The organism is Aliiroseovarius sp. B-4, assembly GCF_056857795.1.
Window position 1 is genome coordinate 38976 of record NZ_JBSXNV010000042.1, and the last position, 15988, is coordinate 54963.

A 15988-nucleotide genomic window follows, 5' to 3' on the forward strand; every position below is an offset into this window, starting at 1 on the left:
GGATATGTCCCGCGTTAAAGGTGGAACCACAACCCACGCCCGTCACAAGAAAGTCGTCAAGGCCGCGAAAGGCTATTACGGCCGCCGTAAAAATACCTTCAAGGTGGCGCGTCAGGCCGTCGACAAGGCGAACCAATACGCAACCCGCGATCGCAAGAACCGCAAGCGCAACTTCCGCGCCCTGTGGATCCAGCGGATCAACGCGGCTGTGCGCACACATGACGAGGCTCTGACATACTCGCGCTTCATCAACGGCCTGAATCTGGCTGGCGTTGAAGTGGACCGCAAGGTTCTGGCCGATCTGGCCGTGCACGAGCCCGACGCTTTTGGTGCCATCGTCGAAAAGGCGAAGGCCGCGCTCGCGTAACTCCATATCGGAGAGACAATTTTGGAAGCCGCGGACCTTTTCAGGTCTCGCGGCTTCTTGCTTTCTGACGCCCCGTTTCGTAGCAGGGGCATGACGTAAACAAAGGGGTCCGGGATGGACGATCTGAGGCAAAAATACATCGACGCTGTGGCTGCCGCGTCTGACGAGACCGCATTGGAAGACATCCGCGTTCAGGCGGTCGGCAAAAAGGGCGAGGTCGCTCTGAAAATGCGCGAGCTGGGCAAAATGACGCCCGAGGAACGGCAGATCGCAGGCCCCAAGCTGAACGCGTTGAAGGACGAGATCAACTCGGCCATTTCCGCCAAGAAATCCGCCTTGGCCGATGCCGCCCTTGACGAACGTCTGCGCACCGAATGGCTGGACGTCACCTTGCCGGGGCGCCCGCAACGCCAGGGCACCATCCACCCGATATCACAGGTTACGGAAGAAATCAGCGCGATCTTTGGCGACATGGGCTTCTCGGTCGCCGAAGGGCCTCAGGTTGAAAGCGACTGGTATAATTTCGACGCCCTGAACATCCCGGCAGAACACCCAACCCGGACCGAGATGGACACATTCTATATGACGATGCCGGACGGCGACAACCGCCCGCCGCATGTGCTGCGCACCCATACCAGCCCTGTGCAAATCCGCGCGATGGAGATGCAAGGCGCGCCGATCCGGGTGATCGCGCCCGGTCGTGTGTATCGCGCCGATTACGACCAGACTCACACGCCGATGTTCCACCAACTTGAAGGATTGGCGATTGACAAAGACATCTCGATGGCCAACCTGAAATGGGTGTTGGAAGAATTCTGCCGCGCGTTCTTTGAACTTGACGGGATCGAGCTGCGCTTCCGTGCCTCGCATTTTCCCTTCACGGAACCATCTGCCGAGGTCGACATCCGCTGCTCCTGGGCTGGCGGCACACTGAAACTGGGCGAAGGTGATGATTGGATGGAAATCTTGGGCAGCGGCATGGTGCATCCGCACGTGCTGAAATCGGCAGGCGTGGACCCCGACGAATGGCAAGGTTTCGCCTTCGGCATGGGCATCGACCGTCTGGCCATGCTGAAATACGGCATCCCCGACCTGCGTGCGTTCTTTGATTCAGACCTGCGTTGGCTCAGGCATTATGGCTTCGCGGCGCTTGACGTGCCGACGATGCGTGGGGGGCTGTCACGCTGATGCCCATTTGGATAAATATCAGTGTGGTTCTTTTGATGTGCCTGGTTGTTGTCTGGTGCGCACGTTCTCTGAGCAAGTCCATCGATCGCTCGATGGAAGCATCTGACGATGATGAAAGAGACGACGATGCAGGATGATATGGAAGACCTACAAGTCACATATCCCGGTGCGGGCACCTTCAAGTTCGGCGATAGCGCCGACTTGTCGGCCCGGTTGATCGACCTTGTGCGAACTGGCAGAAAACGAGCCACATGCGGCGCTTTGGCAGACTTCGAAGGTGAACCGGAAGCATTGCCGCAGGTTGGTCGCACCGATATCGCCACCAATTGGGATGGCACCCCTGCGCTGGTGATCAAAACAGTGAGCGTGCAAGAGATCCGCTTTTGCGACGTCACGGAAGATATGGCCTTGGCCGAGGGTGAAGACGACACGCTCTCCGGGTGGCGCAATGGTCACGAGGCCTATTTCGCCCGCAACGGCGGGTTCGACCCGGAAATGATGCTGGTGTTTGAGCATTTTGACCTGATTGAGGATTTGGCAGACCGCTGAGCGGTGCCATCGGAGGAAAGATATGAAATTCACCATTTCCTGGCTGAAAGACCACCTCGACACCGACGCAAGCGTCGATGAAATTGCCGAGGCCTGCACCGATCTGGGGCTTGAGGTTGAAGGCATCTACAATCCCTTGGACCGTCTGGGCGCGTTCACCTTGGCGCGCGTCAAATCCGCTGAAAAGCACCCCGATGCCGATCGTCTGCGCGTTTGCACGGTGGAAACCGACGACGGCGACAAGACCATCGTCTGCGGCGCGCCCAATGCGCGGGAGGGCATCACCGTGGTGCTCGCCAAACCCGGTGATTATGTGCCGGGCATTGACGTAACTCTTTCCGTCGGCAAAATCCGCGGCGTTGAAAGCCATGGCATGATGGCGTCCGAGCGCGAGTTGGAGTTGTCCGACGAACATGACGGCATTATCGAACTGCCCTCGGGCGAGGTGGGCGAGAAGTTCGTCGATTGGCTTGCCGCCAATGACCCCGACAGGGTCGATCCAGTCATCGAGATCGCGATTACGCCGAACCGCCCCGACGCGCTGGGCGTGCGCGGGATTGCGCGTGACTTGGCGGCCCGGGGTCTGGGCGTGCTGAAGCCATTGAAAGAGCATAGGGTCAAAGGCAACTTCCCCAGTCCGATCATTGTAACGATTGACGAGGATACGCGCGACGACAACCCGCTGTTCATGGGACGCTTGGTCAAGGGTGTGAAGAACGGCCCTTCGCCCGCATGGTTGCAAGCGCGACTGCGCGCGGTTGGGTTGCGCCCTATCTCGGCCTTGGTCGATATCACCAACTTCTTTACCTATGACATGAACCGCCCGCTGCACGTTTTCGACGCCGACAAGGTCAATGGCAACCTGCGCGTGCACCGCGCCAAAGGGGGCGAAATTCTCGTTGGTCTGGACGAGAAGGAATACACATTCGCGCCCGGTATGGTCGTGATTTCGGATGAGACTGGTGTGGAGTCCATCGGCGGTATCATGGGCGGTCTGCCCACAGGCTGCACGGACGAAACCACCAACGTATTCCTTGAGGCTGCGTTTTGGGACACGACCCAAATCGCCCGCACCGGGCGTGCGCTGAAGATCAATTCCGACGCGCGATATCGCAACGAACGCGGCATTGATCCGGAATACAACGTCCAAGCGATCGAGGCCGCGACCCAGATGATCCTTGATCTGTGCGGAGGGGAAGCCTCCGACGTTGTGATGGCGGGCGAGGTGCCGGACACACGCCGCGCCTATAAGCTTGACACCGACCGGGTGCAGTCGCTGGTCGGCATGGACATTCCGGCGGACGAGCAGCGCAGGACGCTGACCGCGCTGGGCTTCACCATCAAGGATGGCATGGCCCATGTGCCAAGCTGGCGTCCTGACGTGCAAGGCTCGGCCGATCTGGTGGAAGAAGTCGCGCGGGTGGCGTCCCTGACCAAGTTGGTCGGAAAGCCCTTGTCGCGCGCCCATGTTGGCGTGCCCAAAGCGATCCTGACGCCCATGCAGAAGCGCGAAGGTATGGCACGGCGGACCATTGCCGCGCTGGGCTATAATGAATGCGTGACTTACAGCTTCATTGATGCCGAAAGCGCTAAGCACTTTGGCGGTGGGGCAGATGTGACGCAGCTGCAAAACCCGATCTCAAGCGAGATGAGCCATATGCGCCCGTCCCTGCTGCCCGGTCTGCTGCAAGCCGCCGCCCGCAATCAGGCGCGTGGTTTCATGGATTTGGCGCTGTTCGAGGTTGGACCCGTTTTCCACGGTGGTGAGCCGGAAGAATATGAGCAGATGGTCACCGGCATCCTTGTCGGCCATACCGGTCCGCGCGACCGGTTCGGCGCGCGGCGTCCGGTTGATACCTATGACGCCAAGGCGGATGTCGAGGCGGTTCTGAACGCCATCGGCGCACCTGCCAAGCTGAGCTATCTGCGCGACATGAACGCGTGGTGGCATCCGGGGCGCTCGGCCAAGCTGGGTCTGGGACCGAAGAACATCCTTGGTGCGTTTGGTGAATTGCATCCGAAAGCCATCGCGGGCATGGACGTGAAAGGCCCGGTTGTGGCCTTTGCCGTGCATCTGACGAAAGTGCCGTTCCCGAAAGCCAAGGGCACGGGACGTGGTGCGCTGGGCGCGAGCGATTTGCAACCCGTGGAACGGGATTTCGCCTTCGTGGTGGATGCCGACCTGGAAGCGATCAATCTGGTGAACGCGGCCGCTGGCGCGGACAAGGCGCTGATCACTGAAGTGAATGTCTTTGACGAGTTTATCGGTGGATCGCTGGGGGAAGGCAAAAAGTCCCTCGCCATCACCGTGCGTCTGCAACCGCGTGATGCCACTTTGACCGACAAGGACATCGAAGCGGTCAGCGCAAAGATCGTCGAGAAGGTGGGCAAGGCCACCGGCGGCACTTTGCGCGGCTGATCTGACTTGCATGGCCCTGCGGGGCTGCGCCTATAAGGAGGAAAGACATGACCCTAAACGTATATCTATCCGGCGAAATCCACACCGATTGGCGCGAGCAGATCATCGACGGTGCAAACGGGTTGGATGTCACGTTTTCGGCCCCTGTGACCGACCACGATGCGTCCGACGATTGCGGCGTGACCATTCTTGGGGCCGAGGACAGCAAGTATTGGCACGACCATAAAGGTGCGATGATCAATGCCATCCGCACCCGTAAGGCAATCGAAGATGCCGATGTGGTCGTTGTCCGGTTTGGCGAAAAATATCGCCAATGGAATGCAGCTTTCGATGCCGGCTATGCCGCTGCAAAAGGCAAGTCCCTGATCGTTTTGCAGCAGCCGGAACATGACCATCCGCTGAAAGAGGTCGACGCCGCCGCCCTCGCCGTTGCGCGCGAACCACACCAGGTGGTCGAAATCTTGCGCTATGTTCTGACCGGTGGCCTGGGTAGTTAAAGAACCCTCAACAATCTACGGTTACTGGCGCACTGTTTTTCCCCGCGAAACAATATGCAAACGTGAATGCTTTGCGCTAGGCTTCGTGCAGGCTGGCGGAAACGTGCTGGCGACTAATGTGTAGTGAGGACAGTATGCTTCAAGAATTCAAAGACTTCATCGCCAAGGGCAATGTCATGGACATGGCCGTTGGTATTATCATCGGTGCAGCGTTCACCGCCATTGTCAGCTCGTTGGTGGCTGACCTGATCAATCCGATTATCGGATTGTTCCTTGGTGGTATCGACTTCACCAATATGTATGCAACCCTGTCCGGTTCCGTCCCGGAAGGTGCGTCGCTGGAAGCTGCACGTGAAAGTGGCGCTGCCGTTTTTGCCTATGGCTCGTTCATCATGGCAATCATCAACTTCCTGATCATCGCATTTGTCGTGTTCATGCTGGTGCGCTTCGTCAACAAGGCCAAAGATGCCGCGGCGAAGGAAGAGGAGGCGGCAGAGGAAGCACCTGCCGGGCCTTCCGAGGTCGATCTGCTGGTCGAAATCCGCGATGCGTTGAAGAAGTAAACGCGCCGCAGACTTTTTTTTTGAAGGGCGTCCCGAACCGGGCGCCCTTTTTTCTTCAGCCTTTTTCCAACGAGGGCACGCAATATCTATGTTTTTCGTTTGACACCGGGGGCGGGCCGGAATATCTGGACCTCCGATGTGAGATGGCGTGGTAGCTCAGCTGGTTAGAGCACAGCACTCATAATGCTGGGGTCGGCGGTTCAAGTCCGCCCCACGCTACCACATCCAGACAGTCGCCTGAGATGCAAAGAAAAGCCCTGCCATGTGCGGGGCTTCTTTCTTTTCTGGGGTCATTCCCGATGATAGGTCAGCGCGTTTCTGATGAACAATCGCAGCGGTTCGGTTGGCAGGGCTTGCCCGTCTTGAAACAGGATCGCGCGATTGCCGTCGAAGGTGAGCCCATCAGCGAACAGGCTGCGAAACTCTGCAATCAGGGTGGTCTGGCAATGGACGTAGAGCGCAAAACCACCTGTCTTGGGCACACCCAGCCGGATCGTGGTGCCAGACTTGCTGTCGGGCGTCAGATAGGCGGGTTGGCCCCATTTCAACGTCTCTTCAATACGGCCAACTCCCGGCGTGTCACGGACGGTTTCGAATATCAAATCGCGCAATTCCAGAAGCCCTGCGCGCGCGTCGCCTGGGAAGCCGGCGAACGTGTCGGCGACGGCTGCGTTTTGGAAAGAGCGTGAAAGATCGGGCATTTCGGAAAGGTGCGGCGACGCGCCATTGGTGTCAAAGAAAAAAGCCCCGCGAGGTGGCAGGGCTTTTTCGTTTCTTAACGTAAGATCAGATTTTCAGCGCGTCTGCGCCCGAGATATAGTCCAATCCAAGGGCTTCACCCACCGCGGCGTAGGTCAGCTTGCCCGCATGCACGTTCAAGCCGTTCAGCAGGTGTTCGTCATCCGCGCAGGCTTGCTTCCAGCCCTTGCCGGCCAGCGCCAGCATGAACGGCATCGTCGCATTGCCAAGCGCGATGGTCGAGGTGCGGGCGACCGCCCCCGGCATGTTGGCGACGCAGTAATGCATGATGCCGTCCACGTCATAGATCGGGTCGGCGTGGGTGGTGGCTTTTGATGTTTCAAAGCACCCACCTTGGTCGATGGCCACGTCGACCAGAACGGCACCGGGCTTCATGGTGGACAACTGGTCACGACTGATCAGCTTTGGTGCAGCCGCACCCGGGATCAGGACAGCGCCGATGACCATGTCTGCGGTGGTAATCAGCTCCGCCGTGGCAGCGGCGGTCGAGTACTGGTTCTTGAACGTGCCGCCAAAAACATCGTCCAGATACCGCAGGCGTGGCAGCGAACGGTCCAGAACGGTCACATCCGCGCCCATGCCAGCGGCGATCTTGGCGGCGTGGGTGCCGACGACACCGCCGCCGATCACGACAACCTTCGCAGGTCCCACACCGGGCACACCGCCCATCAGGACGCCACGGCCGCCATTGGCCTTCTGCAAGGTCCACGACCCGACCTGAGGGGCCAGCCGCCCCGCAACCTCGGACATCGGGGCCAGCAGCGGCAGGCCGCCGCTGCGGTCGGTCACGGTTTCATAGGCGATCGCCGTGCATCCGCTGTCCAACAGGTCCTTTGTCTGCTCGGGATCGGGGGCCAGGTGCAGATAGGTGAACAGAAGCTGACCTTCGCGCAGCATCTTGCGCTCGACCGCTTGGGGTTCTTTCACCTTCACGATCATATCAGCCTTGGCAAACACCTCTTCTGCGGTGTCCAGAACAGTGGCGCCAATGGCGGCATAGTCCTCATCCGTGAACCCGGCACCAATGCCTGCGTTGGTCTCGACGATGACGCTGTGACCGCGTGCGATCGCCTCGCCTGCCGCAGCGGGCGTCAGACCAACGCGAAATTCCTGCGGTTTGATTTCTTTCGGGCATCCGATCAGCATGGGGTTTCCTCCTCATTCCCTGTTGTCGGTTAATGTCGTATCTCAGGGTGTCAGTTTACTCGGTTGCTTACGCAATTGCTTTGAAAAGAAGAGTCGCTGCTGTTAGAAAGCGTCGAAGAAAACATCGAATAACGCGCAATACGCGCAAGAAATTTGTGAGATTATGGAACTGGACAGCATAGACCGTCGTATTCTCAGAGTGCTTCAGCGCACCGGCCGCATGTCCAATTCGGACCTGTCTGAAAAGATCAACCTGTCCCCTTCGGCATGCCATCGGCGTGTACAACGGCTGGAGGCGGAAGGATATATTCGCGACTATGTCGCCTTGTTGGACGCGCGCAAGATGGGTTGCCCCTCGACAATTTTTGTCGAGATCACGTTGTCTGGTCAGGCCGATGAATTGCTGGATGCTTTTGAACGCGAAGTGGCGTTGATCCCGGATGTTTTGGAATGTCATCTGATGGCCGGATCGGCGGATTATATCCTGAAGGTTGTCGCGGCCGATACCGAGGATTTTGCCCGCATCCACCGCCAACACCTGTCTCGTCTGCCTGGCGTGCAAGGGATGCAAAGCTCGTTCGCCTTGCGCACGGTGTTCAAGACCACGGCGCTGCCGGTTTAGGCGGCGCGCGCGGCCAGCGGCTGCTCTTTCACCGGCAGGTGAACGATTGCCGAGAACGCGCCGACGCCCACGCCAATCCACCACACCATGGTGTAGTCGCCAAACACGTCATACATCCGCCCGCCCAGCCAGACGCCCAGAAAGCTGCCCAACTGGTGCGAGAAGAAGACGATCCCGTAAAGCGTGCCCATATAGCGCAGCCCATAGATATGCGCGACCAGACCCGAGGTCAGCGGCACCGTAGCCAGCCACAGCGACCCCATCGCAATTGAAAAGACGATGACCGAGGTCGGTGTGATCGGCATCAGGATGAACATTCCGGCCACCACCGTCCGCGCCGCATAGATACCGGCCAGCAGATATTTTTTTGAGTATGTCTTGCCCAGATACCCCGCCAAAAGCGTGCCCGCGATATTGGCCAGCCCGATCAGTGAGATCGAGATCGCCCCAAGGGCCGAGGTGGTCGAGACGCCGATCGCTGCCAGCGTGCCGGACGGATCAATCGCGCCACTCATCTCGGTTACGAGGGCCGGGAAGTGAGCGGTGATGAATGCCAGTTGATAACCGCAGGAAAAGAAACCCAGAAAGATCAGCGAAAAGCTGGGGTCGCGCATCGCCTTGTTTAGGACCTGCCCCATGCTGTCCTCAAGCTCGGAGCGGGCGGCCATCGGTTGGGTCTTCATCAGGGGCAGCAGCGCCAGTGTCGCAAGGATCGCAGCGGCAAACACGATGAACACATTCTGCCAGGGCATGAAGCCCAGCAGATATTCTGCCAGCGGTGCACCAAACACCTGACCGGCTGACCCCGCAGCGGTCGCAATTGCCAACGACATTGACCGGTTCTCTTCGCTCGCTGCCCGCCCAACCACGGCCAGAATCACGCCAAAACCTGTGCCTGCGATCCCGAAGCCGACGGCGATTTCCAGCAATTGGTGGGCGCCGGGAGTGACCGCCTGGGATGACGTCACCAGACCGACCGCATAAAGCAGCGCCCCCATGATGATCGCTTTGCGATCCCCAATCTTTTCCGCAATCGCACCAAAGATGGGCTGACCGATGCCCCAAGCCAGATTCTGAATGGCGATAGCCAGCGAGAACTCGGCGCGTGGCCAGTTGAATTCGGCAGCAATCGGAATCTGAAACACCCCGAAACTCGCGCGGATGGCGAAGCTGACGAGGATAATCAGGCAACCGGCTACCAGGACAGGTGTAATCAGGGGCGCGCGCGTTTGAATCATTCAGGCAAAATCCGCGAAGTCGACCGATTGGTCAATTCTTCGTTTCTGATCTGTCACTTCACCTTTCCTTATGTGTGGAAGCGATTTATTCCTCGGCCATGGCAAACCTGATCGAGATTTACGAAGCCCTCGCCCGGAAGGGCGAGATCACCCGAGACCCGGCGCAAGTGGCGGCCCTGCCGGTGCTTGAAGACATCCGCGTTCATCTTGATGCGGCACCTGTGCGCAAGCGCGGGATATTGGGTGGGCTTTTCCATTCCAAACCTGAAGACGTGCCGCAGGGGCTGTATCTGTGGGGCGGTGTGGGGCGCGGCAAATCCATGTTGATGGATCTGTTTGTGGACAGCCTGGATGCCCGCGCCAAGCGCCGGGTCCATTTTCATGCCTTCATGCAAGAGGTGCACGAGGGCATGGCCGTTGCGCGCAAGTCTGGCATCGACGACCCGCTTGGCCCGGTGGCCCAACAGATTGCGGCCGATGTGCGTCTGTTCGCGTTTGATGAAATGCAAATCTCAGACATCACCGATGCGATGCTGGTGGGTCGGTTATTCGAGAAGCTGTTTGATGCAGGCGTCGTGGTGGTGACAACATCGAACCGCCATCCGGATGACCTGTATAAGGACGGGTTGAACCGACAACTTTTCGTGCCCTTCATAGAACTGATCAAAGAGCAGATGGTGGTGCATGAACTGGTCAGTCCAAATGACTACCGTCAGGACCGTCTGGCAGGCGAGCAGGTCTATTTCACCCCGGCAAGCGTTGACGCGCGCAAGGCCATTGATGCGATCTGGCGTGATCTGACGGGTGGCGAGGCCGCGCCGCTAATCCTGACGGTGAAAGGGCGGGACGTGGTTCTGCCGGCTTATCGCAATGGCGCGGCGCGGGCTGGTTTCCACGACCTGTGCGGGGCGATGTTGGGGCCGGGTGATTATCTGACCATCGCTCGAAATATAAAACTGTTGGTGCTGGAAAATATCCCGCGCCTTAGCAGGTCGAATTTCAACGAGGCGAAGCGCTTCGTGACGCTGATCGACGCGCTGTATGAGGCGAATGTCCGGCTGATCGCCTCTGCCGCCGCCCAGCCAGAGATGTTGTATGTCGAAGGCGAAGGATCGTTCGAGTTTGAGCGCACGGCCAGCCGTTTGCGCGAAATGCAGGACAAAGATTGGGGCAGCGAATGAAACGGGGCCGCCATTGGCGACCCCAAGGTCTTGTCCTGCCCGCCTAACTTAGCGCATCGCGACCAAAACCCGAACTTAGCCACCCGCGTTCAGGGACAACACATTCGGGCGCCGAAAAACGAGCCTAATGTGGTGAACCTGTGCCGGAAGCGGGAGTGGAAAGGGTGGTCTTTGCTTCAGTCACGGCCAAGCTTGTGATCACAAACCGATTTACGCCTTTCCGTGACAACCGAAACATAAGACCCCCTGGTCAAAGTACTGCTCGACAAGCCGTTCACTTATTGTGAACTTTACCTGAAGAATACCCTATTAGTAGTGGCTAACTGCTTATTCTGTCAACATATTGTGTCGAATCATATTCCGATTCGCCAAACCCGGAAAAAGTGATTCTTTTCGGGGGGTTGATGGATGAAGTGAATCCCAATGAAGCACATTGCGGAAAAATAATTTGTGATCACGGCAATCTTTTGTGCATATTCTTGGGGGTGGAATGGCCTAGCCGTTCATTTTCAGAACCGACCCGGCCAGATACAGTGAACCGCAGATCAAGATGCGACTGTCCGGGTCAGTCTTTCTGATCGCGACAATGGCGTCCAGCACGGACGCCGCCTCTGACGCATCAAGCCCCACATTTCGGGCTTCGCGGGCCGTGACATCGGCGGTCAGCGTATTTGCTTCGCCGGGAATGGACACTGCCGTCAGGCTGTCCGCCACACGTGCCAAAGGGCGCAGATAGCCTGCGATGTCCTTGGTGTTCAACATTCCGCAGATCAGATGGGTCGGGCGGTCGGGCAGGTCTGCCAGCACCTTGGCCAGCGTATCACCCGCAGCAGGGTTGTGGCCGCCGTCCAACCAAAGCTCGGTGTCCCCGGCAGCATCGACAAGCGGGCCGTGGCGCAAGCGTTGCATTCTGGCAGGCCAGGTCACATCGCGCATCGCCGCTTCGCATGCCGTATCGTCGTATCCCAACTGGCGCAGGGCGGCGATGGCGGCGCCTGCGTTTTCCAACTGATGGGGGCCGATCAGGGCGGGCATCGGCAGGTCCAGCAACCCGGTTTCGTCCTGAAAGATGAACCGCCCGTGTTCTTGACCCATATGCCAGTGCTGTCCATGCGCCAACAACGGGCAACCCAGCCGGGCGGCGCGCGCCTCGATCACCTCAAGGGCTTCTTCGGGCTGTGGTCCAACGATGCACGGCACCCCACGCTTCAGAATACCCGCCTTTTCCCCTGCGATGGCGGAAAGCGTGTCACCCAGAAACTGTGTGTGGTCGATCGAGATCGGGGTGATAATTGTCAATTCAGGCTTCGACACAACATTGGTGGCATCAAGCCGCCCGCCCAGACCGGTCTCCAGTAGTGTATAGTCGGCAGGCGTTTCGACAAAGGCCATCAGAGCTGCCACAGTCGTGATCTCGAAATAGGTGATGGTGTCGCCGCCATTGGCCGCATAGGCACGGTCCAGCACTTCAGTCAGGGTATCTTCACTGATCAGTTCGCCCGCCAACCGGATACGTTCATGGAAGCGCGCCAAATGCGGCGAGGTATAGGCATGAACCCGTTTTCCGGCACCTTCCAGCCCGGCGCGCAGCATCGCAAGGGTCGAGCCTTTGCCATTGGTGCCCGCCAGATGGATGACCGGTGGCAGTCTGTCCTGAGGATTGTCGACCGCATGCAAAAGACGCCAGACTCGGTCCAGCGTCAGATCAATGATCTTTGGGTGAAGGGACATCATCCGATCAAGGATGATATCCGAACCGCTTTCGCTCACGCTTTCTTCGCCTTCGTTTCCGCATCGACTTTCGGTTCGACTTTCGGTTCGGCGGGGGCAGTTTTGGCGTCGACTTTCGGCGCTGCAACGTCTTCTGGTTTTGGCAGATCGCCTTTCACTGCCGGGCCTTTGCCCGTCAGCATACGCAGGATGGTGACGAGTTCGTCTTTCATGTCCTTGCGGTGGGTCACACGGTCCAGCATCCCATGATCAAGCAAGTATTCGGCCCGTTGGAATCCGTCCGGCAGTTTCTCGCGGATCGTCTGTTCAATGACACGCGGACCGGCAAAGCAGATCAGCGCATTGGGTTCAGCAATGTGTACGTCTCCCAGCATCGCATAGGATGCGGTCACACCGCCGGTGGTGGGGTGGGTCAAGACCACGATATAAGGCAGTCCGGCTTCCTTCAGCATCTGCACCGCAACCGTTGTGCGCGGCATTTGCATCAAGCTCAGAATACCTTCCTGCATCCGCGCACCACCGGCGGCGGAAAACAGGACAAGCGGACGCTTGGCAGTGACGGCACGTTCAGCGGCGGCAATGATGGCATTACCCACATACATGCCCATGGACCCGCCCATGAAGCTGAAGTCCTGTGCCGCGGCCACGATCGGGGTGCGGCCAATTTCGCCTTCAGCAACCAGCATCGCCTCACGTTCGCCGGTATCCTTTCGGGCGGTCTTCATGCGTTCCGGGTATTTCTTCTGGTCTTTGAAATGCAATGGGTCGTCGACGGGGGCCGGGACGTTGACCTCGGTAAAGACGCCACCGTCAAACAGTGCGGTGAACCGTTCACGGGGCGTGATACCCATGTGATGATCGCAACTGGTGCATACGTTCAGATTCTCGGTAAATTCGCGGTGAAACAGCATCGTTCCGCATTCTGAGCATTTGGTCCACAAATTCTCAGGCACTTCGCGGCGCGAAAAAAGCGAGTTGATGCGGGGGCGGACGTAATTCGAGATCCAGTTCATCGCCTGTCTTCCTTGGTCGTTTGGTTTTAACTAGTCCGCCTGTTCGGCATTTGCAATTGGCTGGTTGCGCTGGGTCATCCACCACCACAGGGCAAAGGCGGCGACAACCACCGTAGTCTGAGACAGGATGGACCATGTCATTTGTGCACTGGTCAGGTCCATTTCGGTCAGGAAAAGCGAAAAGCCATCCAGCGTGCCCTTGGTGCCGGAAAAGATCAGCATGGCGTTGTTGCCAAAGTGCAAACCGGCAGCAGCACCGATATTTCCCGTGCGCAGTGTGACAACGGCCAGCAGGATACCGATAGTCGCTGTGTGCGTGACGTAGAATATGCTGTTGATGCCATAGGTGGCGGGATCATAGTGCAGCACCCCAAACGCAAGCGAAGGCAAGATTGCACATATCCAGATCGACCGAAATCGCGCGCGGAGTTGTTGAAGGACATAACCCCGAAACACCAGTTCCTCGGCGAAGATTTGCATCAGCACCAATATCAGCGCGGGCACAACCAACAGCGCCCAATTCACAAAGGGAATGGATTGTTGGGCTGAGGTTTCCTGTGCAGGTGACAGGAACAAGGGTTGAAGCAGTTGCACCAGGATCGCCGCGATGCTGATCCCGATGGCGATCAGCAGTCCGCGTCTGAAATGGAGCCAATTTACGCGAAGGGCGGGTCCAAACAAACTACGGTATCCGCGTTTGTGCAGCAGCCTGACTGTCACCCATAGCCCCAGATGATACCCCAGGAAAGTCAGGAAAAACACCGCTGCCTCGGCAGGGGTCGAGGCACCGAGCATACTGCCGGGATCGGTGCCAAGCAGATTGGCTCCAACGATTAAAATCGCAAAGGTCACGGCAAAAAACACCGCATGAATGATGATGATGCCAATGATCGTTCGCCACAATTGAATGTGGGGGAAAGCCGGAGACCAGAACGCTTTGGCGATCAAAAGACTGTCGGAAAAGGGGGAAACGGACACATGGATACCTGACGATGTAAACTCATTTACCCTATGATGAGGGCGATCTGATGGATGGACAACCGGGAAAAGTTGGTGGAAATTTGTGCACGTTGATGTGATGCCCGGATTGTGTTGCCTCGGGTGGGGGGAAGTAATGGTTGAAAAATCCATGAGCTGCGGAACCGCTGCGTGGCGCGTCGGTCTGGCGCTGAGTATGTTCTTGGGTCTGACCGGCTGCCTTGGTGGGGGGGAAACTGGACCCAACTTGTCGGAAAGCCCCATTTTCTCGGCAGAGCGAGCGACGCCGCGAGAGGATCTGGTTCGGAGCAAGGCCGTCATGGGCGGGGCAGTGACGATTGCCGCCCCCAAAGGATTCTGTATCGACACATCGGCGCATCAGGACACAGAAGCAGGCGCGTTCCTACCGATCGGAGCGTGTGCGGCCTTGACCAAAAACCCAGCAGACCCCAAGCCCGGAAAGCCTGCATTCCTGACCGCCACTGTCCTTCCGATGCCCATTCAAGCCTCCGCATTGCCAGATGAACCGGAGGCCCGACTGCGCGAGGCGCGCGGCTTTGTGCAAAGCGATGCTGGTCGCGCGGCGCTCAGCCGGGTGGGAAAGTCGGAGACTGTCACTTTGCTGGACGTGAAGTCGGCGTCTGGTGTGCTTTATGTCCGGGTCAGGGATACGTCGGACGGTCTGCCCCCGGCCCTGTCGAACACCACATGGCGGGCGTTTCTTGAGGTGAACGGGCGACTTGTCACGGCCAGCGCCACCGCATTCGCGGATCAGCCGCTCGGACCGGGAAAGGGGTATGAGCTGCTGCGAGAATTTGTCGCCCGGATTCGCAAGGCAAACAAGCGCTCCAATGGCGCTGGCGGCGTGAAAGGTTGGCTAGGTGGTTTGCGCAACTGACCCTATTCTGTTCTAAGAATGACTGCGGGCAGGCGGACGAATCTTAGCAGGGCGACACCACAATATGGCGCGACGTGTGAACGGAATCCTTGATCATTGGCTTCAGCGCCGGTCTTTGCTGCGCTGGCAATCTGTTCTGCGACAGGCTGACACTCTTGATCTTGCGGCGCTGCGCGGTGTTCGCACACATGCGCGCGCGCTGCGCGAAGCGCTGGATCGCGTGTTGCATGTGGCAGATGGGCGGCTGACTTTACCTTTGATCGGTTCGGACGCCATTCAAAAACCATTGCACAGTGATTGGGCATATCGTCCGGAACTGTGGCGTGGCCCACTTTCACCGCCGGGGCAATCCGCCGTAGAAAGCAAGACGAACTTCGGCAGTGAAGCAACGGTGTTTCACGATTGCCGGGTTTCGGAGCTGACGGTCCGGCAGGTCCGAAATACGCGTGAAAGTGACCTTGCGCCGTTCGGTCTGAGGATGGATGTCTTCGGGTTTGACGGATCGTTTCTGTCGCTCGTGGTCGAGCTTCCGAAAACCGCTGTCGAGGGGTTGAAACGCAATCACCTTGTGCGTCTGATGACACTGATCGAGATGGAAAAACCGTTGGAGGTTTTCGCGCGTCTGAACGTTCAGCACGGGCCGAACACCGAACAGATTGTCCGCGCCCTGCCGACTGATGAAACCGAGGCCATTGTGGAATTCGATCTTGCCTATACCAATCTGAACGAGAAACGGGTCGACCGCATGTGGGTTGATCTGGTGTTCGAGAATCCCGAGATGAGCCAGGTGATCCTGCGCGACGTGACATTCAGTCGTCGCCCGCGGGCAGAGGTCTGAT

At 58.3% G+C, this 15988-nt stretch carries 16 protein-coding genes and 1 tRNA gene; 11 read left to right on the top strand and 6 right to left on the bottom strand.

Annotation, left to right across the window (positions count from 1 at the left end):
* The first annotated feature begins 4 nt into the window (after window positions 1–4).
* The 7 genes from rplT to AC13C8_RS18645 all read left to right on the top strand — a co-directional run bounded on the left by rplT (window position 5) and on the right by AC13C8_RS18645 (window position 5805).
* Window positions 5–367, top strand: a complete 363-nt coding sequence (gene rplT / locus AC13C8_RS18615; protein WP_091431780.1) for a 50S ribosomal protein L20 — start codon at window positions 5–7, stop codon at window positions 365–367.
* 114 nt (window positions 368–481) lie between these two features.
* Window positions 482–1555 carry a phenylalanine--tRNA ligase subunit alpha gene (pheS, locus tag AC13C8_RS18620; RefSeq protein WP_091431778.1) on the top strand — a complete coding sequence of 358 codons (1074 nt, stop codon included), beginning with the start codon at window positions 482–484 and terminating at the stop codon, window positions 1553–1555.
* Between the two features lie 126 nt (window positions 1556–1681).
* Entirely contained in the window at window positions 1682–2104 is a 423-nt protein-coding gene (locus AC13C8_RS18625) for an ASCH domain-containing protein (protein ID WP_091432706.1), read from the top strand.
* A gap of 22 nt (window positions 2105–2126) precedes the next feature.
* Window positions 2127–4523 carry a phenylalanine--tRNA ligase subunit beta gene (gene pheT, locus AC13C8_RS18630; protein ID WP_482848672.1) on the top strand — a complete coding sequence of 799 codons (2397 nt, stop codon included), beginning with the start codon at window positions 2127–2129 and terminating at the stop codon, window positions 4521–4523.
* A gap of 47 nt (window positions 4524–4570) precedes the next feature.
* Window positions 4571–5020: a YtoQ family protein gene (locus AC13C8_RS18635; RefSeq protein ID WP_091431775.1), complete on the top strand. Its 450-nt coding sequence runs from the start codon at window positions 4571–4573 to the stop codon at window positions 5018–5020.
* A gap of 134 nt (window positions 5021–5154) precedes the next feature.
* Entirely contained in the window at window positions 5155–5583 is a 429-nt protein-coding gene (mscL, locus tag AC13C8_RS18640) for a large conductance mechanosensitive channel protein MscL (RefSeq protein ID WP_091431773.1), read from the top strand.
* 145 nt (window positions 5584–5728) lie between these two features.
* A tRNA-Met gene (locus AC13C8_RS18645) sits at window positions 5729–5805 on the top strand.
* A 68-nt stretch (window positions 5806–5873) separates the two neighbouring features.
* Here the strand turns inward: AC13C8_RS18645 and AC13C8_RS18650 are convergent.
* Window positions 5874–6284 (bottom strand): DUF1801 domain-containing protein, encoded by a 411-nt coding sequence (locus AC13C8_RS18650; protein WP_482848673.1) that lies wholly within the window; start codon window positions 6282–6284, stop codon window positions 5874–5876.
* An 85-nt stretch (window positions 6285–6369) separates the two neighbouring features.
* Window positions 6370–7488 carry an alanine dehydrogenase gene (ald, locus tag AC13C8_RS18655; protein ID WP_482848674.1) on the bottom strand — a complete coding sequence of 373 codons (1119 nt, stop codon included), beginning with the start codon at window positions 7486–7488 and terminating at the stop codon, window positions 6370–6372.
* 163 nt (window positions 7489–7651) lie between these two features.
* Here ald and AC13C8_RS18660 point away from each other — a divergent pair, with 163 nt between their 5' ends.
* Entirely contained in the window at window positions 7652–8110 is a 459-nt protein-coding gene (locus AC13C8_RS18660; protein WP_091431768.1) for an Lrp/AsnC family transcriptional regulator, read from the top strand.
* Here the strand turns inward: AC13C8_RS18660 and AC13C8_RS18665 are convergent.
* A complete protein-coding gene (locus AC13C8_RS18665; RefSeq protein WP_482848675.1) occupies window positions 8107–9348 on the bottom strand; it encodes an MFS transporter in 1242 nt (413 codons plus the stop codon). The two genes, AC13C8_RS18660 and AC13C8_RS18665, sit on opposite strands and share 4 nt — an antisense overlap.
* Window positions 9349–9446: 98 nt before the next feature.
* On the opposite strand from AC13C8_RS18665, the gene zapE reads away from it, so the two are divergent.
* Window positions 9447–10529 carry a cell division protein ZapE gene (zapE, locus tag AC13C8_RS18670; protein ID WP_482848676.1) on the top strand — a complete coding sequence of 361 codons (1083 nt, stop codon included), beginning with the start codon at window positions 9447–9449 and terminating at the stop codon, window positions 10527–10529.
* A gap of 495 nt (window positions 10530–11024) precedes the next feature.
* On the opposite strand, the gene AC13C8_RS18675 is transcribed toward zapE, so the two are convergent.
* From AC13C8_RS18675 to AC13C8_RS18685, 3 genes are read right to left on the bottom strand one after another with little or no spacing between them, the layout of a single operon-like run.
* Window positions 11025–12299 carry a bifunctional folylpolyglutamate synthase/dihydrofolate synthase gene (locus AC13C8_RS18675; protein WP_482848677.1) on the bottom strand — a complete coding sequence of 425 codons (1275 nt, stop codon included), beginning with the start codon at window positions 12297–12299 and terminating at the stop codon, window positions 11025–11027.
* Entirely contained in the window at window positions 12296–13273 is a 978-nt protein-coding gene (gene accD / locus AC13C8_RS18680; protein WP_482848678.1) for an acetyl-CoA carboxylase, carboxyltransferase subunit beta, read from the bottom strand. The genes AC13C8_RS18675 and accD overlap by 4 nt, the downstream gene beginning before the upstream one ends.
* Window positions 13274–13303: 30 nt before the next feature.
* On the bottom strand, window positions 13304–14251 hold the full coding sequence (locus AC13C8_RS18685; protein WP_482848679.1) for a CPBP family intramembrane glutamic endopeptidase: 948 nt from the start codon (window positions 14249–14251) through the stop codon (window positions 13304–13306).
* A 151-nt stretch (window positions 14252–14402) separates the two neighbouring features.
* On the opposite strand from AC13C8_RS18685, the gene AC13C8_RS18690 reads away from it, so the two are divergent.
* Window positions 14403–15149, top strand: coding sequence for a hypothetical protein (locus AC13C8_RS18690; protein WP_177179360.1), 747 nt, complete (start codon window positions 14403–14405; stop codon window positions 15147–15149).
* A 64-nt stretch (window positions 15150–15213) separates the two neighbouring features.
* Complete coding sequence (locus tag AC13C8_RS18695; protein WP_091431757.1) at window positions 15214–15987, top strand: DUF6478 family protein; 774 nt, start codon at window positions 15214–15216, stop codon at window positions 15985–15987.
* The last annotated feature ends 1 nt before the right edge of the window (window position 15988 follow it).